This is a genomic window from Pedobacter gandavensis (assembly GCF_032678465.1).
Lineage (GTDB): Bacteria > Bacteroidota > Bacteroidia > Sphingobacteriales > Sphingobacteriaceae > Pedobacter > Pedobacter gandavensis_B.
On record NZ_JAVTSK010000012.1, the window covers coordinates 98,192 to 122,286 of the forward strand.

Genomic DNA, 24,095 nt, shown 5'->3' on the forward strand with positions numbered 1-24,095 from the left:
TTATTATGATTGAACTAACAGCTGTCAGTAAGCGTTATGGAAATACACAAGCTGTAAAAGAACTTTCTTTTACAGTGTTTAAAGGAGAAACAATGGTCATTCTCGGTACCAGTGGATCAGGTAAAACCACTACAATTAAAATGATCAACCGGCTGGTTGAACCCGATACCGGTGAGATCAGTATCAATGGCCGGTCTGCTATCCATGAAAAGCCAGAAATGCTGAGGAGAAAAATCGGATATGTAATGCAAAATATTGGCCTTTTCCCGCATTATACCGTCTCCCAAAATATTGCGGTTGTTCCAAAACTATTGAACTGGCCGGAAGAAAAGATACAGGAACGGAGTGTGGAATTACTTAAAAAATTAAGATTATCTCTGGATTGCCTCGCCTTGTTTCCTCATGAACTAAGTGGGGGCCAACAACAGCGGGTTGGGTTGGCAAGGGCATTGGTTGCAGATCCCGAAATCCTATTAATGGATGAGCCTTTTGGAGCGCTGGATAATGTAACCAGGTCTGAGATTCATGTAGAATTTAAAGGATTGGAGGAGTTCAAAAGAAAAACGATAGTCATGGTCACACATGATGTTCAGGAAGCTTTTGAATTGGCAGACAGGATTTGTTTGATGCACAAGGGAGAGGTTGTTCAAATAGGTACTGCCAGGGATTTACTCTATCGGCCAGCTAATGATTTTGTGCGTCAGTTTCTTGATGGAGCACGTTTAACGCTGGAGTTTAAATCCATGAGCATTCAGGATTTATGGGAACTGCTTCCTGCTCATCGCATGGGGCTAAAGGAGCGTACTGACCTGATGGGAAGCAGGAAGCAATTACAACCGGCTACATTAAGTGTATGGCTGGCAATGGAGCTTTTCAATTTTACAGTAGAGGATTATGTCAGCTTTGTTTTGACCGATGATCCTACTCAGATGAAAACCATTAGCTTTTCCGAATTAACACTGGCATTTCAGCAATACCAACAGCAAAACGTCCATGGATGATCGTCAGCAAAGCCTTTGGGCGTTCATGTGGGAGCAAAAAGACAAATTGCTAGCTCAGACGCTACAACACCTTGGACTCACATTTACGGCTTTATTACTCGCCATTGCAATTGGCCTTCCTCTGGGAATGTTTATCGCCAGAAAGCGCAAATGGGCAACTGGTATTTTAGGTTTTGCAGGTGTGCTTCAAACTATTCCCAGTATCGCTTTGCTGGGTTTTATGATCCCCTTATTAGGAATTGGTGCAAGACCTGCAATTGTTGCTTTACTGGTTTATGCACTGCTGCCCATTATCCGCAATACTTTTACTGGATTAACTGGGATTAACCGGGATGTGCTTGAGGCAGCGAAGGCCTTGGGGATGAGTAAAAAACAGATTCTTTTTCAGGTAGAACTGCCTTTGGCAATGCCGGTGATTCTTGCGGGAATCAGAACGGCAGCGGTGATCAATATTGGCGTAGCAACGTTGGCTTCATTTATTGCTGCAGGTGGATTAGGAGAATTTATTTTTGGAGGGATTTCTCTGAATAATACCAATATGATTCTCGCAGGGGCAATTCCTGCAGCTTTATTGGCAGTTGGTTTAGATTTTCTATTGTCGAGGCTACAGCAACTGGATTTTATTAAACTTAAAAAACTAGGTTATGTAGCTGTTATTGTGATGATTTGTTTGGTAGGATATGAATTCTGGCCTGTGTTTGCAGGTATGATGGGAAAGCGGCCAGCAAATTCTGCTGTTGCAATTAAAAGCGGGGATAGAAAGCTGGTTGCAGGATTTACTCCCGAATTTATGGGCAGACAAGACGGAAATCTAGGCTTGGAAACTGTTTATGGATTAAAGATGCCCATACGGGTGATTAGCGACGCCATCATGTATAAAGCTGCCTATGAAAAAGAATTAGATGTGATCAGTGGGTATTCTACTGATGGCAGGTTAAAAGCATTTGATCTGGTGGTGCTGAAAGATGACAAAGGAATATTTCCACCTTATGATGCGGTACCGATTGTGAGGCAGGGGGCCTTGACAAAGTTTCCGGATTTGGAAAGTGTGCTGAATCAATTGGCGGGAAAAATCAACGATTCTACCATGATCGCCCTCAATTACCGGACTGATTACCTCAAGCAAAGCCCGGAGCGGGTGGCTAAGGATTTTTTACAGTCGGCCGGACTATACAAAAGTCCGCGGAAGGGGAAAGGAGAGGTGATACGGATTGGTTCAAAAATATTTGGAGAACAATATATTCTTGCTCAGATCTACCGGATGCTGATAGAAGGAAATACAGATTATCAGGTATCTGCGAAATCTGGATTGGGAGGAACGAAAATCTGTTTTGATGCCTTAGTCAATGATCAGATTGATTTATACCCAGAATATACGGGCACCGGTTTATTGGTTTTATTGCAACCGGATCAGGCAATGTTGAAACAGCTTGGTCAGGATAAAAACAAGGTTTACGAATATGTAAGCAAATATTTTCAGGAGAAATATCAGGTCAAGTGGCTTATTCCCATTGGGTTTAATAATTCCTACGCCTTGATGATGAGGCAAAAACAATCGAAAGCACTGCGTGTTACTACCATAACCGAACTTAAAAATTACCTAGATACGAATTGATGATGTTATCAGAGAAATACCTGCAGATTAGAAAACATTCTGAACAAATTTGCGAACCTTTGGAGCGGGAAGATTATGTCGTACAGCCCATCGTAGATGTGAGTCCGCCGAAATGGCACCTCGGTCATACCACCTGGTTTTTTGAGACTTTTATCCTTGAAGCATTCTTACCGGGTTATCAGGTGTATAATCCTGCTTACAACTATGTTTTTAACAGTTATTATGAAACGATCGGTAATAGGGTGATCCGGACAGATCGGGGTAACCTGAGCAGACCAGGAGTAAAAGAAATTTACCAATATCGTGCTTATGTAGATGCGGCCATGCTGGATTTGCTCAAAGCTCCAATTTCTCCAAAAGCTGAAGAATTGCTGTTGCTTGGTTTCCATCATGAACAGCAACATCAGGAATTACTATTGACCGATATCAAATACATATTAGGGCATAATCCACTTTTCCCTGTTTATAGTACGACTGCTTTTAAACTTCATCATGATCAGACTAAGGAAAGGGAAATGATAAGTATAAAAGCTGGAATTTATGAGATAGGTTATTCCGGAACAGATTTCTGTTTTGATAATGAATTGGGGAGGCATAAGGTTTATTTACCTGAATTTTCCATCAGTTCAAATCTGGTTACTAATGCAGAGTATCTTGAATTCATCAATAGCGGGGGCTATAAGAATTTTACTTATTGGCATGCTGAAGGATGGGATTGGATCAACATCAATCAGATCAGTTCCCCGATGTACTGGCATTTAATAGATGGTGTATGGCATACCTACACACTTGCCGGTTTACAGCCATTGGCAGTTCAGGAAGCCTTAACACATATCAGCTATTATGAAGCTTATGCCTATGCAAGCTGGGCCAAACTACGATTACCTACAGAATTTGAGTGGGAGGTTGCTGCAAAGTCATTTGACTGGGGACAAAGATGGGAATGGACAGAAAGTGCCTACCTGCCTTATCCGGGCTTTAGCAAGGCTGCAGGGGCAATAGGAGAGTATAATGGGAAATTTATGGTCAATCAAAAAGTACTTCGCGGGGCATCTCTTGCCACCCCGGAAATGCATAGCAGGATTACTTATAGAAATTTTTTTCATCCACAATTGAGGTGGCAGTTTACAGGAATCAGACTTGCAAAATAATCCAGCCAATATGAACACAACCAGATCAGAAGCACAAATTATTACAAGAAGCCAGTTCAGAAAAGATATTCTATGCGGACTGCAGGCGAGGCCGAAATATTTGCAGGCTAAATATTTTTACGACCATCAGGGAGATCTGCTTTTCCAACAGATTATGGAAATGCCGGAGTATTACCTGACCAATGCAGAGATGGAAATATTCTCAAAACAAAGCACTGCAATTGCAGACCTGATCAGTAGGGACAAAAGTGCTTTTGATCTGATAGAACTAGGGGCAGGTGATGCCACAAAATCTGTCCATTTGCTGAGAGAACTGATGGCAGGGGAACTGGAGTTTAGCTATTTACCTATCGATATTTCCGCGAATGTGATTTCTAATCTGGAAGACCAGTTACCGAATTTACTCCCGGGATTGGATATCAAAGGTTTAAATGGAGATTATTTTGAAATGTTGGATAAGGGCATTGCACTTTCCAATCGAAGGAAAGTGGTTCTTTTTATGGGAGCCAATATTGGGAATATGGAATTCAAGGAAGCAAAAAGCTTTTGTAGCATGCTCAGTGCTTCTTTATCTAAAGGAGATTTATTGATCATTGGTTTTGATCTGAAGAAAAATCCAAAGCAAATATTAGCAGCCTACAATGATGCTCAGGGGATTACTGCAGCCTTCAATCTCAACCTGCTTCATCGGATCAATAAGGAATTGGATGCAGATTTTAACCTGCAGAATTTTGAACATTACCCATGCTATGATCCGGATTCCGGAGCTTGTAAAAGTTTCCTGATCAGTTTGAAGGAGCAAGTGGTGCATATAGGTGCGCAAAACCAGATTCATTTCGAGGCCAATGAACCTGTTTTTATGGAAATTTCACAAAAGTACTCGCTTCAGGAAATAGAAGCAATGGCAATGGCAACAGGATTTCATTTTGTATCCCAGTTTTTTGATGAAAATAAATATCTCGTAGATGCAGTATGGGTGGTGGACTAATTAAAAACTATAAGTGATGTTAAAAAAATCAAAATCATTCAGTTCATTCTCTGTGAATGATCTGGAAGGCGCCAGGGCGTTTTATGCAGGAGTATTGGGTTTGGTGGTAAAAGATAATCCTATGGGGGTACTGGAACTTCAGGTAGAAGGATCTACGCCAATTGTGATCTATCCAAAGGCCAATCATGAACCTGCAAGCTTTACGGTTTTAAATTTTCCGGTTCAGAACCTGGAAGCAACCCTCGATGAATTAGTAAAAAAAGGAGTGCATTTTGAGCATTATGATCAGGAAGGTTTTAAAACCAACGAAAAAGGAATTCTTATTGGAGAAGGTCCGTTAATCGCCTGGTTTAAAGATCCTGCCGGAAATATACTGTCTATTCTTGAGATGAACTAATTGTGCCTTTTTTAGGTATTTAAAGGCTGTTTTTCTTTTGGATAGCGATTGTTTTTTTATTTGACAACTGCTTATTGGCACGGGCTTTGTAACTGATGTGTTACAATAAAACACATCATATTATGAAAAAAGCAATTAGAATTTTCAGTTTACTTTTAATCGCTACGACGATTATGATCGCCTGTAAGAAAGACACAGATCCAGCCGATAAGGATTTCTTTGTTGGAACTTATAAAGGTTCGGTTTCTTACCTAAAAGATGGCAGCACCATTACAAGTTCGGACGGAAAAGTTACGGTGAGTAAAGTAGGAGAGACCTACAATTTTTACTTTGGTAATAACATTCCTGACATCACCGGTGTGAAATTCGAGAAATCTGGTGATAACAGTTATGTTAGTATTGGAAGTGGTTTAACAGGTATTAGAATCGATGCCAGTAAACTAAACATGTTAGTGACTAAGGATGGTGCAACCTGGACAGCAAATTGTGACAGATAAGCCATTCCCCAATATTTAAAAAGCAAGGCTTTTTTGATCAGCCCGCCATGAGGATCTCATTCTCCTGGCGGGCTTTTTTTATTTGCTTTTTATACCAATTACGGTATTACCTACCAATATTACTTATTGAGGTAGTAGAATGCAGAAAATGGTAGATCATCAATTAACTTTGATTGATATTAAATGGCCTCTTTATGGATAACATCATAAAACTAGAAAGTATAAGTCAATATAATGAGCTCTGCAATCAGGAAACTCTGCATCCTTTGCTGAGTGTAATTGATTTATCAAAATCTTCTCCAAAACAAAACTCCAAAATGTATTTTGGTTTTTATACCGTTTTTTTGAAGGAGATAAAATGTGGTAATTTAAAATATGGCTGTAATTATTATGATTATCAGGAAGGAACACTCGTGTTTCTGGCACCTGGACAGGTGGTAGGTATTGAAGCCAATGGTGAGACTTATCAGCCACAGGGGATGGCATTGGTCTTCCATCCGGATCTGATTCGGGGAACTTCTTTAGGAAAACACATCAATGACTATTCCTTCTTTTCTTATGAGGTACATGAAGCGCTTCATTTATCAGAAACTGAAAGGAAAACCATTTTAGATTGTTTCTCGAAAATCCAGTTGGAACTGACACATTCCATTGATAAACACAGTAAAACATTGATGGTGGCTAACATTGAGCTATTGCTCAATTACTGTGTCCGTTTTTACGATCGGCAATTTATCACCCGTGAGCAGCCTAATAAGGGGATTCTGGAGCGTTTTGAAACCTTACTCCAGGAATATTTTCAATCAGACAGGCCTCAGGTATTGGGTTTGCCTTCCGTTGCTTATTGTGCCGCTGAGTTGAATCTTTCAGCTAACTATTTCGGTGATCTGATCAAAAAGGAAACCGGGAAATCCGCACAGGAATATATCACTTTAAAACTGATGGATCTGGCGAAAGAAAAGATTTTTGACTCCCGTAAATCGGTAAGTGAAATTGCCTATGAATTGGGATTTAAATATCCACAGCACTTTAGCAGGTCATTCAAACAGCATGTGGGTTATTCTCCAAATGAATACAGAGCACTTAATTAATCAAATTACAATAATACTATGGGGATTAGATGTACTGGTTTGCCAATGTTGGCTGAATCGTATTTTAGGGGTAAGGTAAAGATAGAACCCATTGTCCATCGGCTGGCACCAGCACAGCTTTCGATGAAGATGTTGACTTTTGAAGCTGGTGCAGGTACCCATTGGCATAGCCATTCTTTAGGCCAGACTTTAGTGGTGATGGCAGGTACTGGATGGATGCAACCGTATTTCACTTTCTACCAGGAGAACTGCATTGTTATGGTCAACATGCTGCTTCAGTTGCTGCATTGAACAAGGAAACAGATGTGCTGGTCGTATCTACAATTGATGAGGGCCTGCTATCGGAATGGAAAAGCAAAAAGTAGCGCCTTGCTCCATTACAGAATTCACCCAGATCTTTCCTTTATGCTGTTTGATAATTTCTGAGGAAATATATAAGCCCAGACCCAGTCCGGGGAAAGTATGTTCTTTTGTCCCACTTACACGGTAAAACTGTTCAAAAACCCGGTCAAGTTTATCGGTTCCTAAACCAATTCCAAAGTCCTGAACACAGAGTTGAACTTCTGTATCCCGATCTTCCGTGTAAATCATAATCCGATCCGCATCAGGAGAGTACTTAATGGCATTGGTGATCAGATTAATCACCACCTGTGCAATTCTATCGCGATCGCCGGTGACCATTTTCTTAAATGCAAGTTGATGGTGGATTTGATGCTTTGAGGAACTGAGCTGCATATCCTCAATGATTTCGAGCATCATTTGGTTAAAATCAAAGGGGAGATGGTCAACTTCCAACCTGCCGGAATTGATTTTTGTAACATCCAGCAGATCTCCAATTAAACTGCTGAGTCTGTTGATTTGCCCGTCCATCTTTGACATTAACAAAGCATTTTTTGTATCTCCGGCACGCTTTAACATCATTTCCAATACCTGAGCATAGGCTTTAATGCTCGTAACAGGGGTTTTAAGCTCATGACTGGCTACCGCAAGGAAATTATCCTTTTGCTTTTCTAACTCTTTTTGGTCGGTGATGTCGGTATTGGTTCCGTACCATTTAATGATCTTGCCTTTTTTGTCTTTTAGTGCTAAAGCCCTGGCCAGCCACCAGCGGTAATTACCAAACTTGTCCAGCATTCTGAATTCTGTTTGATAAGGATTCCCTGTTTCCAAACTGGCTTTCCAGCACTGCAAGACAGGTTTAACATCATCAGGGTGTAAGAGCTTTGCCCAGGCCCGACCCAGGGAATCTGTGATGCTGATCTTGCTACTTTCATGCCAGCGTTCATTGATATAATCCAGCATACCGTTGGGCTGACTGGTCCAAACCACTGCAGGTACGGTGTTCGCAAGGAACTCCATCTCTTTGATGACTTGTTGTAATTCTTCCGTTTTTTTGTCTACTGCCTTTTTTGCGTTTAATTCTGCCCTTAAATCACGGGCAATCCCTGCAATGGCAATTGGTTCATTGTCAAGTTCCTGTCGAATTATAAACAACTGCTTATGAATAGGAATCACTTCTCCGGTTATTTGGTGTACCAAATCTAATCTTCCAGACCATTTGCCCTTGGCATATAATGTTGGTAGAATGTTCTTCCTGATTTCCTCAGAAGATGTCATACTATGGTACTGATAAAGATTGGCGGCATTGATATGGGCATGATCAATCCCGATTAATTTGCCACCGGCTTCATTGATATAAATGGTATTCCCATCCAGATCACAATAATTACAAAAATCTTCACTAATGTCAACAATTGTAGCCAATCGTTTCAATTCTGCCTTCGCCTTCATTTCCGGACGTAAATCTCTGGCTGTGGCACCTCTTCCAATGATGGAATCGGTAAAAGGATCTTTAATCAATATGTAGTTCACCTCACATGGAATTTCCTGTTTAGTGCTGTAATTTCGCAGATGAATGAGTCCTTGCCAGCCATTTTCTTCAGAGATCTGATGGATAAGGGTCTGCTGAACACGTTTGAGCTCCTCAGGATTATAAAAGTCGGCAGCCGATAAGGAGCTGATCTCTGTATCCTCGGGAACACCGAGCATTTTTCTGCCCGCCTGATTCATGTAAATCAGCCTGCCCTCCATGTCTGCAATAGACATATGGTCGGCATTGTGTTTAATTAAAGAAAGGAGTTGCTGTTCACTCAAGTTAGCCGTAATTTCTTTTGTGATATCCATCGCAGTTCCCGCAAAACGGTAAACTACTCCATTCTTGTTGAAATAAGCTTTTCCTTTACAATGCACCCATTTTAAGGTACCATTTAATTCATTTACGGTACGAAAACGTAAATCATAAGCTTCCGGCTGTTCCTGCCAGATTGCAGCTTCAACTGCAATGGCTACTTTTTGCTGGTCAAGGGGATGAATATGTTTAAAGACTTCCTGATAAAGAATTTCCCGATCCCCATTAAATCCGAATATCTGCTGACACCTTTGGTCCCAAAAGACGGTTTCGTCTAATGGATTCATTTCCCAGGTTCCAATCTCTGCAGATTCCAGTGCGAAGGTTAGACGTTCCTCTGTTTCCTCGTTTTTTTTCCTGGTGAGGACTAATTCAGTCACGTCAATCGCATTGTGAATAATCGCCAGTGTTTTTCCCTGTTCATCCTTAATAGCCTTGTAGGTAAAGTTGAAATAGGATGATTTTAATTGCCCATCTATGACCAGGTCTGCTTGTTCCTGTACTCCCTGATAGGTAATTCCGGTATCATAAACTTGTTGGAGTAAGCCGATAAAAGGTTGTGATTTAAGCTCAGGTATACCTTCTGCCATTTCTTTGCCAACAACCGATTGGTCTTTTCCCCATAATTTCAGCATTTCCTGATTCGCAGCAGTAATGATAATATTCCTGCCATGATAAATGGCTGAGGCAGTAGGATAAGCCTCAATTAATGCGTTAATGTGTTCTAGGTTGTTTTCAGAAGTCATCTGGCTGTTTAAGGTATCTAATATACTTTATTTCAGCATTCATTGCTGCCTGAAGGCATGGATAAATTGAAGAATTACTTAAAAAACTTACCAAATTGATTCGAAAATGGGCCAAAAGGGTCAAAATGATGGCGTTTTAGCATATATTTAGCCTGTGGTATGATCAATGAAGGGCTATTGGGGAAGGTCTGCCAGAACTAGAATGTTTAAATATTGATATGAAAAGAAATTATTTTGCTGTTGCTTTACTATGGCTAAGTATGGGTTATGGTTCAGCAATAGCCCAGCAGAGATCCGAAATATTATTGGAGAAAGATTGGAAATTTACCCGGGCCGATCAGGAAGCGTTTACCAATGCAAAGTACAATGACAGCAAATGGCAAAATGTAACTGTTCCGCATGATTGGGCAATATATGGCCCTTTTAGTGCGAATAATGACAAGCAACATGTAGCGATAGCCCAGGACGGACAAAAGGAGGCTTCTGAACATGCCGGCCGTACTGGCGGTTTACCATTTGTAGGCGTAGGCTGGTATAGGAATAAATTTAAAGTGCCTGCATTTAATAAAGGTAAAAAAGCAACCATCATATTTGATGGTGCCATGAGTAATGCCACTGTGTATATCAATGGTAAGAAAGTAGGATTTTGGCCATACGGTTACAATACCTTTCATTTTGACATCACTGAATTTTTAGAAGCCGGACAGGAGAATACGTTGGCGGTAAGATTGGAAAATTTTCCTGAATCTTCAAGATGGTATCCAGGAGCCGGAATATATAGAAATGTTCATATTGTGGTCACCGAAGCGGCGCATATTCCGGTTTGGGGAACACAGTTAACCACTCCGGTAATTAATCAGGAATTTGCCAGGGTTAACTTAAAAACTAAACTGGCGGCTACAGGTCAGATTGCTGATGGTCAGTTTCAGTTGTCTACCGAAATTAAGGATGCCAGTGGTAAAGTGGTGGCCAGTGCTAAAACACCTTTAAGTAAATATGATCAGGGTACTTTTAATCAGGAAATGATCGTGTTAAAGCCTGAACTATGGGATACTGAAAACCCAACTTTATATACTGCGCTTTCTAAGCTATATGAAGGAAAGGAGCTGAAAGATGAGTATTCCACTACTTTTGGAATCAGATCGATAGAAATCATTCCCAATAAAGGATTTTTCCTGAACGGGAAAAAAACACAGTTTAAAGGGGTTTGTTTACACCATGACCTGGGGCCTTTGGGAACTGCTGTAAATGATGCTGGCATTAGAAGACAGATTCGCATCATGAAAGATATGGGCGTAAATGCCATCAGAACTTCTCATAATATGCCAGCTCCAGAATTTGTCAAAGCTTGTGACGAAATGGGGATGATGCTGATGGCGGAAACTTTTGATGAATGGAAAGAGCCAAAGCAAAAAAACGGGTATCATCAGTATTTCGACCAATGGGCAGAAAAAGATCTGGTTAACCTGATCCACAATTATAGAAATAATCCAAGTGTGGTGATGTGGTGTATTGGAAATGAGGTGCCTGAACAAGGGATAGTAGGCGCAGCTAAAATCGCTAAATTCCTTCAGGACATTTGCTTCCGTGAAGATCCTAGTCGTTTTGTGACCCAGGGAATGGATAATCCAGGAGCTGTGATCAACAATAATTTTGCGGCAACCATGCAGGTAGCAGGTTTTAATTACCGCCCTTTTGCCTACCCTGAAGCTTATAAAAAACTTCCTCAACAAATTATCCTGGGTACAGAGACCGCTTCTACGATTAGTTCAAGAGGAATTTATAAATTCCCGGTGACCAGACGTGCCATGCCAATCTATGAAGACCTGCAGGTTTCTTCTTACGATGTAGAGCACTGTAGCTGGTCTGATTTGCCGGAAGACAATTTTATTCAGCATGATGATTTACCCTATGCCATAGGGGAGTTTGTATGGACTGGTTTTGATTACCTTGGTGAACCAACGCCATACTATACCAATTGGCCAAGTCATAGTTCTCTATTTGGGATTGTGGACCTTGCCGGGATTCCAAAAGACCGCTATTACCTATATAGAAGTCATTGGAATACAAATGCAAATACACTACACATTCTTCCAGCCTGGAACTTTAAAGATAGAGTAGGGCAAACAACACCTGTATTTGTCTATACCAATTATCCATCGGCAGAACTGTTTATCAATGGAAAAAGCCAGGGGAGAAAAACAAAGGATACGAGCTTTACGGTGTACAATACAGGAGATAAGAAATCCCTGGAAGCTTTTGACCGTCAGAAAAGATATCGTCTGATGTGGATGGATACCAAATATGAACCAGGAACAGTTAAAGTAATTGCTTACGATGCGAAAGGTAATGCGGTAGAAGAGAAGGAAATCCGTACCGCCGGAGCGCCGCATCATCTGGAGCTGAAAGCAGACCGTACGAAGTTAACTGCAGATGGTAAAGACCTTTCTTTTGTATTGGTAAGTGTGGTGGATAAAGACGGGAATTTATGTTCGGAAGATACCAGAGAGATTAGTTTTAAAGCCAAAGGAGCAGGAAAATTCCATGCGGTGGCAAACGGAAATAGTGCAAGTCTGGAATCTTTTCAGGCACCGAAAATGAAAGCTTTTAGTGGACAATTAACGGCAATTGTGAAAGCGGATGAGCAAGCTGGTGTAGTCTATTTCGAAGCAAGTGCTAAGGGATTAAAATCCAGTGTTCTGAAAATAGAAGTGACTAAAGCAGGGAAATAAAGCGCCCTCGGGCGGCTTTGTGAATAATAGGGCATGATCCCTTTCCATATAAAAGGTGGTTGGAACAATTCCAGCCACCTTTTTTATTGTTGACTCTTTTTAGATTCAGGTAAATGTTACCATTGCTCGGTATTTTTAATGCCTAATGCTTTTGCATCAAATACCGGATCTTTACCAGCTTTTCGTTGTTCCTGGTAATCTTTAAATGCTTTTAAAGCAGGTTTTCTGAGTAAAAGAATCGCAATAATATTCAGCCATGCCATCACACCTACACCGATATCACCTAGAGTCCAGGCCGCTTCAGCCGTTTTTACAGAACCATAAAATGTAGCCGAAAGAATCAGGATACGTAATATCCACACAGCCCATTTTCTATTCTTTTTGTCGAGGTAACTTAAATTCGTTTCAGCAATATAATAATAAGCCATAATCGTGGTAAAGGCAAAGAACAACAGGGAGACCGCAACGAATCCGGTTCCAAAAGAAGGAAAATGGGAATTTACTGCAAACTGTGTATAGGCTGCGCCAATTTCCGCACCAGGCAAGTGCTCTACAAGAAATCCACCCTCTGGATTAATCACATTATACTTCCCTGTAAAAAGGATCATAAAAGCCGTAGCTGTACATACAAATAAGGTATCTACATATACTGAAAATGCCTGCACAAGGCCTTGTTTTACCGGGTGACTCACTTCGGCGGCGGCAGCCGCGTGCGGCGCGGTTCCCTGACCTGCTTCATTAGAATAAATTCCACGTTTAACTCCCCAGGCCACCGCCATACCAAATACCCCTGCAAAAGCGGGTTCCAGTTTAAAAGCAGATTTTACAATTAACATGATCACTGAGGGAATTTCCTGAATGTGAAGAAACATAATGATGATGGCCATCAGGATATAAGCACCTGCCATAAAAGGGACAATGATTTCAGCAACTTTCCCAATTCGTTTTACGCCTCCAAAGATGATCAATCCAAGTAAAATCGCCACTCCAACACCGGTATAGGCAACTGGAACCTGGAATGCATTGTGCATACTCAAAGCAATGCTATTGCTTTGAACTCCAGGCAAAAACAATGCAGTACTTAGAATGGTGGCAACTGCAAATAATACCGCATACCATTTGATGCCCAGTCCTTTCTCTATGTAATAGGCCGGACCACCCCGGTATTGCCCATTGTTCACCTGTTTATAAATCTGACCTAATGTGGCTTCTATAAATGCGGACGCACTTCCTAAAAAGGCAATCAACCACATCCAGAATACCGCACCTGGACCACCCATCGCAATAGCTGTAGCTACTCCGGCGATATTTCCTGTACCAATACGTCCGGAAATGGCAATAGCAAATGCCTGAAATGAACTCACTCCTTTGTCGGAGCTTTCTCCACCAAACAAAAGCCCAACCATTTCTTTAATATAACGCAACTGTACAAATCGGGTAACAACAGAAAAATAAATGCCTGTACCCATACAAAGTAAGATTAATGCATTGCTCCAAACGAGATCGTTTATCCTGGTAATAATTTCTTCCATAAGGCTGTAAAATAGTAGAAATTATTAAAATTCAGGAAATAAAATTTAGAGAACATTCGGCTACAGTTTTTTACCTATCCGCATAACTGAAGAGCAGGTCATTCTTTTACACAGTTTTTCCATGGAATTTTTCCTATAATTACAGCATAAAAATTAGCTGTATTCCTGTGCCAACCTGCTCAGGACTGCAAATGCTCCATACTGTAACGCCAAATGACGAAAATTTTCCCGATTAGATTCCTCTTTGCCTTGTTCCTACTTTGTACTTCATCATTGATTGCTTCAGGACAGAAATTTGTTACAATTGATGATAAAGTCCCACACCACATTTTCAATTATGGAGAAATAGAATTAATGGATGACGTTTCCGGAACACTATCTATTCAGGATGTTCTGAAAGCAGATCAGGATTTGAAGTTCAGAAAAAGTAAAATCTATACGCCAAAAATTTTCAGCCTCAATTCTACCTACTGGTTTAAGGTAAAACTCAAATTTAATCCAAAATCTCAGGAGAACTGGGTGATTGAGTTTTTTGATCAGACAATTGATGAGATTGATCTCTATGCATTTAACGCCGGCCGACAATACCAGCACTTTAAATTTGGTGCAAAATACAAGTTTGGTCAACGGGAATATGCACATAAAAATTTCCTCATTAATCTGGATAATTCTAAAGAAGGGGAAGATACCTATTACATCAGGGTAAGGTCTTCACAATCCGCAAGTGTGATCATTGTGCTTAGAAATATGCATTGGTTCGTTCATTATGCCACAGAAGAGTATATGTTTTTTGGACTTTTTTATGGGATGATCATTGTTTTTAGTTTTTACAACCTATTAATGTTCATTGCTGTCCGACAAAAACAATATTTATATTATGTGTTGTATAACCTCAGTATTGGATTATACGAAACCTGTGTAGATGGGATTGCATTTCAGTATTTATGGCCAGATCATCCCGTATGGAATCAATATGGCTACGGAGTAGCTTTATATCTGAGCAGTTTGTTCGGTTTACTTTTTACACTGAACTTTCTGTATTTAAAGAGTAAAGCCCCAGTGCTATATCAAACCATCATTGTCATAATTATTGCCAGAACCTTGTTTTTTATAGCTTGTTTATACAACCAGTCATTGTTTACGTATAAATTGGTGGAAGTGCTGCCTTTATTGATGGCTTTAGGCTCTGGGATCTATATCTGGAAGAAGGGCTTTAAACCAGCCAGGTTCTTTGTGATGGGGTACTCATTTTTGTTGCTGGGCTTCATCATTAAAGGATTGGTCCTCCTGAATGTACCCTGGCTTCCCTATGGTCCGATTACACATTACAGTTTGAGTTTTTGTTTTGTCATAGAAATGATTCTGGTATCTTTTGCCATTGGCGATAATATCAGGGGCTTAAGGCAGAAAAAGGACAGAGCTCAAAAGCGGATGATTGAGCAGCTTCAGATCAATGAACAGCTCAAGGAAACTTTAAATAAAGAGCTCAGTTCCCTTGTGGATGAGCGGACTAAGGAAGTGAATCAGAAAGCGGCCACCATTGAAAAACAGAATGAAGAAATCTCTCTGATGAACGCGATGCTGGAAAAGGACAATCAGGAATTACACGAAAACATCAAGAAGGTAAGTCGAGCCAGAGTGATGTCATTAGATGTCGATTTTGAAGAATTCAGTAAAATCTATCCAGACCGGGAAACCTGCTTTAAATACCTTTCAGAACTCAAATGGATCAATGGTTACCAATGTAAAAAATGTATGAATAGCCAGTACCTTGCGGGATTTTTACCTTTTAGTCGCAGGTGTACCAAATGTGGCTATGATGAATCTGTGATTGCAAACACCATTTTTCAGAATAGCAGAATCCCCATCAATAAAGCCTTTTACATGCTTTTCCTGGTTTACTCTACCAAAGGCAAAATCTCTTCCCATAAATTGTCTCAGTTGTTATTGATCAGACAAAGTACTTGTTGGGCCTATAACAGTAAAATGCAAAAACTGCTGGAAGAAAGAAACAAAGAATTGAAAAATGCCGGGGAAGGTGGCTGGAGTAAATTGATTTTTGAATCAGCATCATTTGCCGAAAAACCAACAGTGTAGTCAATTTCCTGTTCAGATGAACTGTCTGATGCAGCTGTTTTTCATGAAAAAAGAGCTTATTTCCGCGCCAGATGAATTTTTTCTGTAATTTTTTTTAATGTTTTTTTAGCGTATCAAGGGCCATTCGGAGAGGTTTCCTAATTAGGTGATAATCAAGGTAAATCTGATTTTATCATTGCGTTTTAAGCGTATCACGTTGTTTTGTAATGAATTGTTTTACAGTTAGTTAGCTTGTTTTTTGTTTGTTGTTTTGCTTTTCTTCCTCTAGTTTTAGCAAACCATTTATAAACCAAACCAAGCTAAAATGAGAAAAAGAATTACACTTCTTATGGTGTGCTTTCTAACCAGCTATGTATTTGCCTATGCACAGGAGCGTACAGTGAAAGGGGTTGTGAAAGACAAACAAGGATCACCAATACCCGGGGTATCCGTAAAACTTAAAAATTCTAAAATTGGGGCCTCTACAGGAACAGAAGGTGAATATGTGATTACTGTTCCCGGTAATGCCAGTCTACATTTTACCGCTATTGGATATACGAGTCTCGATGTCCCGGTAAATAACCGCAGTCAGATTAATGTTACTCTGGAAGAAGAAGCCAGGGGCTTATCTGAAGTGGTGGTGATTGGCTATGGCACCGCCACAAAAAAAGATGCCACAGGCGCAATTTCCAGCATCAAAGCCAGTCAGCTGGAAAATGAAAACCCACAAAGTGTGGCCGATATCCTTAAGGGGAATATTGCCGGACTTTCTGTAGGTTTAAGTACAAGTGCAAAGGGTGGTGGAGATTTATTAGTACGGGGGAAATCCACCTTAACTGCAGGAAGTTCCCCACTGATCGTGTTGGATGGGGTGATCTATAATGGTCAGCTTTCAGACATCAATCCCAATGATATTGAATCGGTGGATGTGTTAAAAGATGCCAGCTCTTTGGCTGTTTATGGAGCAAAGGCCGCTACTGGTGTGGTGGCAATTACCACCAAAAAAGGTCGGGGAGATCAACCTACCATTACTTTAAATACCAATATTGGAATGGCCACACTGGCCCAAAATATGCGCCCTTATACCGGGGAAGGATTCCTGAATTGGCGGGCTGATGTGATGAGAAGTGGTGGAGCTACAGCACCTTACCTGTATAATGATCCAAGAAATCTACCTGCAGGAGTAACTATAGAGCAGTGGTTGAACCTTAAGCCTACAGATCCAGTTCCTACTGATCTTGTAGGCGTATGGTTAGGCAGACTCGGTTTGGTGGCAAATGAAAAGGCCAATTATGCCGCTGGTAAAACAGTAGACTGGTACGACGAAATTTTCCGTACCGGATTGCGTCAGGACCATACTTTGAGTATGAGTGGTAAAAAGGATGAAATCAGCTATTATATGTCTTTAGGTTACCTGAACAATCAAAATCTGATAAAAGGGGGAGGCTTCAGTACCGTAAGGGCACGATTGAATCTGGAAGGTCAGGTGGCGAAATTTATGACGATAGGGATAAATGCACAATATGCGGACCGTGATGAAAGTGCGATAGAGGCAGATTGGAATCAATTAATTAACCTTTCTCCTTATGGTGATATGTACAATCCGGACGGAACTTTAAGACGGATCCCTACAGACGACAATGGATTGAATGCAAGAAATCCCTTCCTGAATATGACTTACAACAGCAGGATGAACAGACAAAATACATTGTTTGCAAGTGTTTACAGTAGGGTAAAACTGCCATTCGGGATTACTTATCAGCTTAATTTTAGTCCCGGTATCGATATGTACCGGACTTTTGACCATGCTTCTTCAAAAAATCCAAACGTAACTACTCCGGGCGGTTCGGTTACGCGAGCCAACGAAACCCGATACAACTGGCAAATCGATCATTTGCTGAAATGGAACAAAACCATTGCTGAGATCCATAATTTCGATGTTACCCTTTTGGCCAATGCGGAAAAATATCAAACCTGGTGGACACAGGCCGGAAATGAAGGCTTTGTTCCAAGCGATGTTTTAGGATACCATAACCTATCTACCGGTATTAAACCTGTGGTGAACGCAGAAGATAAAATTTACACCGGTGATGCTTTAATGGCCAGACTAAATTATAGCCTAATGCAGCGCTATAACCTAACGCTCTCTGTCCGCAGAGACGGATATTCTGTTTTCGGTGTCAATTATAAAAGAGCAACTTTCCCTGCAGCAGCATTTGCCTGGGTATTTACAGAAGAGTCTTTTATGAAGTCGCTAACCTGGTTAAACTTTGGTAAATTCCGTGTTTCTTACGGGATTAACGGGAATAGAGACCTGAGAAACCCAGACAACAATACCGTTGATCCCTATGCCGCATTGGCCATTTTAGGGAGCGATAAATACCAGACAGTAGATGGTAGCGGAACCGCTGCTACTGTAAATACATTGGCAATTACTTCAAAAATGCAAAATGCAAATTTGCAATGGGAACAAACAAAATCATTTAATATCGGTCTGGATTTCTCTGTTTTAAAAGACAGAATTGCCGGTGCAATAGATGTTTATGATAAGAAAACGAGTCATCTGCTCGTAAAACAAAGCTTGCCAAATGTGAGCGGTTATAGTTTTGTGTATTCCAATATTGCAGAAATCAGTAACAAAGGGATGGATTTAAGTTTAACATCCAGGAATATCACAGATGGTAAAGTCAAATGGAATACGAATTTTAACTTCTCCTTTTCAAGGAATAAAATCGTAAGTCTGGCGTTGCCAACTGACGATCCTGGAAATGGCTGGTTTATCGGAAAAGACATTGATATCATTTGGGATTATAAAGTTCTTGGTGTCTGGCAGGAAAATGAAATGGCGGAGGCAGCCAAGTATACCAAAGGAGCGATCAAGCCCGGCGACTTTAAGCTGGAAGATGTGAATGGAGACTATAGCTATAGTGATGCTGATAAACAGTTTTTAGGCTACCGTACTCCCCGTTTTATTTTTGCCCTTAGGAATGAGTTTAATATTTTCGGAAACTTTGATTTTTCCTTCCAATTGTTATCGAACTGGGGACAGAAAAAAGAATACAATTCCGCTAAAAATCAACCAGGAAGTGTTGGATTTGCCCGTCAGAACTCATACGTGCTTCCTTATTGGACACCTGAAAATCCAATAAATGATTATGCAAGACTTAGTTCTGGAACGAGTGGGACTAGCTTTAGCGTTTTCCGCGACAATTCCTTCATCCGTTTAAATTCAGTTGCACTGGCCTATACCATTCCACAAAATTTACTCAGTAAGCTCCGTGTGAAAAATGCAAAGATTTATGCCAATGTAAATAATGCTGCGGTATATACCCGGAATTGGAATTACTGGGATCCTGAAAATAATGGCCCTACACCCAGATATTACACCCTGGGCCTGAATGTTTCCTTATAAGATTTTAACGTTATGAAAAAGATAAACAAAGCAATATTCCTGTGCTGTACTGCAGTTTTGCTAATAACAGATACAGGATGTAAAAAAAATTACCTGGATGCTGAACAGTTGTCCAGCTATTCACCACAAAACCTGGATAATCCCAATGCCATGCGTGCGGCATTAAATGGGGTAGCCCTCATTCTGAGAAGAGAGTATTTTGGCGATTCTGCTCCAATGTTAACTGAATCTCTGTTTTCAGATGTTGCTGTAGATGGAACTACAGATAAAAGTACGCCGGCTCAGGATTTAATTACCAGAATCACTCCGGATGCTAACCTGAATAGTGATGATTTTAATAAAGTAGGTTGGTATTGGGACAATTCCTATACGGCAATTCGTCAGGTAAATACCATCATTACAAGAATTGATGTTCCAAAATATAGCAATGAAGCAGAAAAAAATGCCATTTTGGGAGCTGCTTATTTTTTCCGCGCTTATTACTATTACAGATTAGTGCATCAATTTGGCGATGTGCCTTTGATATTAAGCGATCTCGATGCTCCAAAATCGGACTTCTATTCTACAAAAAGAGAAGTTATCCTCGCGAAAATGAAAACCGACCTGGAGTTTGCACAAACCTGGGTAAGCGATAATGTGAATAAAGGAGAGGTGACTAAAGGTGCAGTAAGTCATTTACTGACCAAGGTTAATCTTGCCCTGGGTAAATTTGATGATGCCATCGCTTCCGCGAACAATGTTATTGGCGGAGGTAAATATGGAATGATGACCAGTAGATTTGGTAGCACAGCTGCCGATGCTAGTAAAAATGTGGTTTGGGATTTACATAGAATGGACAATAAAGCTATCTCCACAAATAAAGAAGCGTTGTTTTTGGTGATCGACAGAGAAGCATTTCAAGGTTTCACACCTAACGGATCACAATTGATGCGCAATACGGTACCGGCATGGCATTTTGCAAATTTGCGTTCTCCATCTGGATCTGGAATACAGGCCATCACGGATGCAGTAGCTGCTGAAATACCATTAACCAGGATGTACGGTCGCGGGATTGGCAGATATCGCGGGACACCATACAGCACAAAATACATCTGGACAGATCAAACCGATTATAGACATGCTAAAGGGATGTGGATGGATATGACTGACCTGGTATATAACAATCCTGCACTAAAGACTTCCAAAAATCAGATGGATAAAGATTTGTTTGGAAAGCCTTTACAGCAATATACCGATGCAAATATTGCAACTGTTTTCCAGAATGGAGCCTTAGATACGATCCGCCATTGGTTTGGATGGCCACATTATAAGGTATTCATCAATTCCACAAATGCCCTGGCCAACGATCCATATTGGTCGCCACCACGCGGTACCAATACAGATTGGTATGTGTTTAGATTAGCGGAGACTTACCTGTTAAGAGCGGAAGCCCATTATTGGAAAGGTGATCTGGGCTTAGCCATGAATGATATCAATGTAGTAAGGGCAAGAGCAAACGCTTCCTTACTTACAGACCTTAGTAAAATTGACATCGGTACCATTCTCGATGAACGTGCCCGGGAATTATTTTGGGAAGAACCAAGGAAAACAGAGTTGACAAGGATTTCTTACCTCTTTGCGATGACTGGGAAACCTGCCTATAATGGAAAAACCTATAACCTGTCTGCATTTTCTGATCAGAATTTCTTTTATGATCGGATTATGGAAAAAAATGATTTCTATAAAAATAATGTGAAGACCCTGCAAGGTGTAAACTACAGAATTGCACCTTACCATGTACTTTGGCCAGTGCCAGCCAGTGCCCAAAGGTTCAATACCGGAGGTCGCATCAATCAAAATAAAGGGTACAGCGGATATGAAGCCAATGTGCCTGCGCTCGATAAATAAAATTTGGTATGATCAGGCTGTAAAATGGCCTGATCATGCTATTTATCCAAAATAAAAAAACAGCATTCATGACTAAACCTTTCTACTTATTATTACTCCTGATTTTTTTTGCTGATCCTTCTTTTTCGAAAGGTATTGATAAAAATGCTGGTCGGCAGTACCTTGGTCTGAATGATCAATGGACCTTCAGTAAAACGGAGCAAAACTGGCAAAATGTGACTTTACCGCATACATGGAATGCGACAGATGTGATGGATGATGAACCTGGTTATTACCGCGGAATAGGATGGTACCAACGGGTTTTGAAAACCAATACTGCCATGAAAAAGCAGCGTTTGTTCCTATGTTTTGATGGTGTCAATCAGGAAGCTGAAGTCTATGTGAACGGTCAGCTTGCCGCCAGGCATGTGGGGGGCTATACCAGGTTTATTGTTCCTATCACCAGATTTTTAAAGTTTGATGGTGATTTCAAAAATGAAATAAGGGTAAAGGTCAACAACCGTTATCAGGAAGACATTGCACCACTCTCTGCAGATTTTACTTTTTTTGGCGGGATCTATAGAAAAGTTGGACTATTAATCACAGATCCCGTTCATTTTTATAATGGTGATTTTGGGGCGGATGGACTTTACATCAGTACTCCAGAGGTCAGTGCAGCACAAGCCAGAGTAAGCGTTAAAGGTGTTTTGGAAAACACGGCTCAGAAAGGACGTAAATTGAAACTGAGGTCGATTCTGTACAATAAGCAGGGGGATTTGGTGGCGCAGAAGACAATTGTTCTACACTTAAAAGCAGGGGAAAAGAAAACAATCCTGATGGACCTTCCAAAGATAGAAAAACCGGAATTATGGTCGCCAGACAACCCCATGTTGTATCGCCTGGTTTCCAGTATTATTGATGCCAGTGATTCCAGCCTGCTGGATGAAATTTCTAACCCGGTTGGATTCAGGTGGTTTAAATTTGATGCTGAAAAGGGCTTTTTCTTAAACGGGAATCCATTAAAGCTGATGGGCGCCAGTCGACACCAGGATTATGAAGGCCTGGGAAATGCTGTTCCGGATGCTTTACAGATTCGCGATATCGAGTTGTTAAAAGCAATGGGAGGCAATTTTTTAAGGGTCGCTCATTATCCGCAAGATCCGGTCATCCTCGAAACCTGCGACCGGCTAGGGATCCTGACATCAGTAGAAATCCCGATTGTAAACGCGATCACCGAAAGCCAGGCCTTTACCGAGAACTGTAAATATATGCAACAGGAAATGATCCGTCAGAATTTTAACCACCCAAGTGTGGTCATGTGGGCCTATATGAATGAAGTATTGCTGCGCCCTAAGTTTGGAGCGGATAAAGCCAGACAAGAATTGTATTTTAAGCATATACAAGAACTTGCGGAAGCTTTAGAAGCATTGACCCGCAAGGAAGACAGCTCCAGATATACCATGATGGCTTTGCATGGAGATTTCGAGCGCTATCATAAAGTTGGCTTAACAAAAATCCCTATGGTTATTGGCTGGAATTTATATCAGGGTTGGTATGGCGGAACACTTGATGGTTTTGCCCAGTTCCTGGACAAACATCATCGGGAATTACCAGATAAACCTTTGCTGATTACTGAATTTGGTGCCGATGCAGATTCGAGAATCAGGTCTTTTAAGCCCGAACGATTCGATAAAAGTGTAGAGTATGCAGTCAAATTTAGTCAGGTGTATTTGAATGAAATGCTGAGCCGTCCTTTTGTAAATGGAGGAATGGTCTGGAACCTCGCTGATTTTAGTTCAGAAAGCAGGGAAGAAACGATGCCACATGTCAATAACAAAGGTTTATTGACCCTCGGACGGCAAGCTAAAGACACATATTACCTCTACCAGGCGTATTTATTAAAACGCCCATTCCTTAAAATTGCTTCAGGAACCTGGAAAGAACGAACAGGTACTGCAGAAGCATATAAATCTTATGCAATCCAGCCAGTTCAGGTGGCTACCAATTTGAAAAATGCAGAGCTATTCCTGAACGGGAAAAGTCTTGGCCTCAAAGAAAGCATAGACCATATTTGTACCTGGGAAGTTCCTTTTGTAGCCGGAACGAATGTACTGAAAGTGATCAATCCGCTAGATCCGGAACTTAACGATCAGGCAATGATAGAATTCAAGCTTTTACCTGATCAGCTTACTGATGATCATGATTTCAGCACCTTGAATGTTTTGTTAGGTGCTCAACGCCATTTCATAGAAGAGGCAAATCATAGATTATGGTTGCCAGATCAACCTTATCGTAAAGGGGCATGGGGCTATATTGGGGGAACGGTTTTTAAAGCTGGAAATAATAGAATTCCTTATGGATCAGATAAAAACATTCGCGGTACTGACCTTGATCCCATTTATCAGACCCAAAGGATGGGGCTCTCAGCCTACAAAATCGATGTTCCTAACGGATTTTATGAATTGAACTTATACTTCTCGGAATTGCTGGGAGGAGAACAAAAGGAGGCATTGGCTTATAACCTGGACAATTATCAGGGGAAGGAGATAGCAGAACAGCGGATTTTTAGTCTGAACCTGAATGGAAAAGTATTTCTGAAAGATTTCAATATTCAGGAAGAATACGGATATGCCAGCGCAGCTCAAAAGTCTATCAGAATCGAGGTAATGGATGGAAAAGGAATTACACTAGATTTCATTCCCTTAAAAGGTCAGGCGGTTTTAAATGCAGTATCACTTAGAAAGCTTTATTGAAACCTATCGTCTTGCACTTAAATTAAGGCTTGTGGATGATTTTTCTTCAT

The 24,095-nt window shown here is 40.7% G+C and carries 15 protein-coding genes; 13 read left to right on the forward strand and 2 right to left on the reverse strand.

What is annotated here, in order from left to right; genetic code table 11:
• Window positions 1–5 precede the first annotated feature (5 nt).
• From R2Q94_RS19320 to R2Q94_RS19355, 8 genes are all read left to right on the forward strand, one after another.
• Entirely contained in the window at window positions 6–1,001 is a 996-nt protein-coding gene (locus R2Q94_RS19320) for an ABC transporter ATP-binding protein (protein ID WP_316823124.1), read from the forward strand.
• Window positions 994–2,616 (forward strand): ABC transporter permease/substrate-binding protein, encoded by a 1,623-nt coding sequence (locus R2Q94_RS19325; RefSeq protein ID WP_316823125.1) that lies wholly within the window; start codon window positions 994–996, stop codon window positions 2,614–2,616. The genes R2Q94_RS19320 and R2Q94_RS19325 overlap by 8 nt, the downstream gene beginning before the upstream one ends.
• Window positions 2,616–3,767 carry an ergothioneine biosynthesis protein EgtB gene (gene egtB / locus R2Q94_RS19330; protein ID WP_316823126.1) on the forward strand — a complete coding sequence of 384 codons (1,152 nt, stop codon included), beginning with the start codon at window positions 2,616–2,618 and terminating at the stop codon, window positions 3,765–3,767. Before R2Q94_RS19325 ends, egtB begins: the two co-directional genes overlap by 1 nt.
• 10 nt (window positions 3,768–3,777) lie before the next feature.
• Complete coding sequence (locus tag R2Q94_RS19335; RefSeq protein ID WP_316823127.1) at window positions 3,778–4,755, forward strand: L-histidine N(alpha)-methyltransferase; 978 nt, start codon at window positions 3,778–3,780, stop codon at window positions 4,753–4,755.
• 16 nt (window positions 4,756–4,771) lie between these two features.
• Window positions 4,772–5,152: a VOC family protein gene (locus tag R2Q94_RS19340; RefSeq protein WP_316823128.1), complete on the forward strand. Its 381-nt coding sequence runs from the start codon at window positions 4,772–4,774 to the stop codon at window positions 5,150–5,152.
• A 122-nt stretch (window positions 5,153–5,274) separates the two neighbouring features.
• Window positions 5,275–5,649: a hypothetical protein gene (locus R2Q94_RS19345; RefSeq protein ID WP_316823129.1), complete on the forward strand. Its 375-nt coding sequence runs from the start codon at window positions 5,275–5,277 to the stop codon at window positions 5,647–5,649.
• A gap of 194 nt (window positions 5,650–5,843) precedes the next feature.
• Window positions 5,844–6,740, forward strand: coding sequence for a helix-turn-helix transcriptional regulator (locus R2Q94_RS19350; protein ID WP_316823130.1), 897 nt, complete (start codon window positions 5,844–5,846; stop codon window positions 6,738–6,740).
• An 18-nt stretch (window positions 6,741–6,758) separates the two neighbouring features.
• Window positions 6,759–7,031, forward strand: coding sequence for a hypothetical protein (locus R2Q94_RS19355; protein ID WP_316823131.1), 273 nt, complete (start codon window positions 6,759–6,761; stop codon window positions 7,029–7,031).
• A gap of 27 nt (window positions 7,032–7,058) precedes the next feature.
• Here R2Q94_RS19355 and R2Q94_RS19360 read toward each other — a convergent pair whose 3' ends face one another.
• Window positions 7,059–9,674, reverse strand: a complete 2,616-nt coding sequence (locus R2Q94_RS19360; protein WP_316823132.1) for a PAS domain S-box protein — start codon at window positions 9,672–9,674, stop codon at window positions 7,059–7,061.
• 218 nt (window positions 9,675–9,892) lie between these two features.
• Between R2Q94_RS19360 and R2Q94_RS19365 the strand changes: the two genes are divergently transcribed.
• A complete protein-coding gene (locus R2Q94_RS19365) occupies window positions 9,893–12,406 on the forward strand; it encodes a DUF4982 domain-containing protein (RefSeq protein ID WP_316823133.1) in 2,514 nt (837 codons plus the stop codon).
• A 116-nt stretch (window positions 12,407–12,522) separates the two neighbouring features.
• Here the strand turns inward: R2Q94_RS19365 and R2Q94_RS19370 are convergent, their stop codons facing one another.
• The gene (locus R2Q94_RS19370) at window positions 12,523–13,938 is read right to left on the reverse strand and encodes an alanine/glycine:cation symporter family protein (RefSeq protein WP_316823134.1); all 1,416 of its coding nucleotides are present in this window, start codon (window positions 13,936–13,938) and stop codon (window positions 12,523–12,525) included.
• Window positions 13,939–14,151: 213 nt separating this feature from the next.
• On the opposite strand from R2Q94_RS19370, the gene R2Q94_RS19375 reads away from it, so the two are divergent.
• The 4 genes from R2Q94_RS19375 to R2Q94_RS19390 all read left to right on the forward strand — a co-directional run bounded on the left by R2Q94_RS19375 (window position 14,152) and on the right by R2Q94_RS19390 (window position 24,045).
• A complete protein-coding gene (locus R2Q94_RS19375) occupies window positions 14,152–16,035 on the forward strand; it encodes a 7TM diverse intracellular signaling domain-containing protein (protein WP_316823135.1) in 1,884 nt (627 codons plus the stop codon).
• Between the two features lie 304 nt (window positions 16,036–16,339).
• Window positions 16,340–19,426 carry a SusC/RagA family TonB-linked outer membrane protein gene (locus R2Q94_RS19380; RefSeq protein WP_316823136.1) on the forward strand — a complete coding sequence of 1,029 codons (3,087 nt, stop codon included), beginning with the start codon at window positions 16,340–16,342 and terminating at the stop codon, window positions 19,424–19,426.
• A 12-nt stretch (window positions 19,427–19,438) separates the two neighbouring features.
• Window positions 19,439–21,313 (forward strand): RagB/SusD family nutrient uptake outer membrane protein, encoded by a 1,875-nt coding sequence (locus tag R2Q94_RS19385; protein WP_316823137.1) that lies wholly within the window; start codon window positions 19,439–19,441, stop codon window positions 21,311–21,313.
• Window positions 21,314–21,348: 35 nt separating this feature from the next.
• The gene (locus R2Q94_RS19390) at window positions 21,349–24,045 is read left to right on the forward strand and encodes a glycoside hydrolase family 2 TIM barrel-domain containing protein (protein WP_316823138.1); all 2,697 of its coding nucleotides are present in this window, start codon (window positions 21,349–21,351) and stop codon (window positions 24,043–24,045) included.
• Window positions 24,046–24,095: the final 50 nt, after the last annotated feature.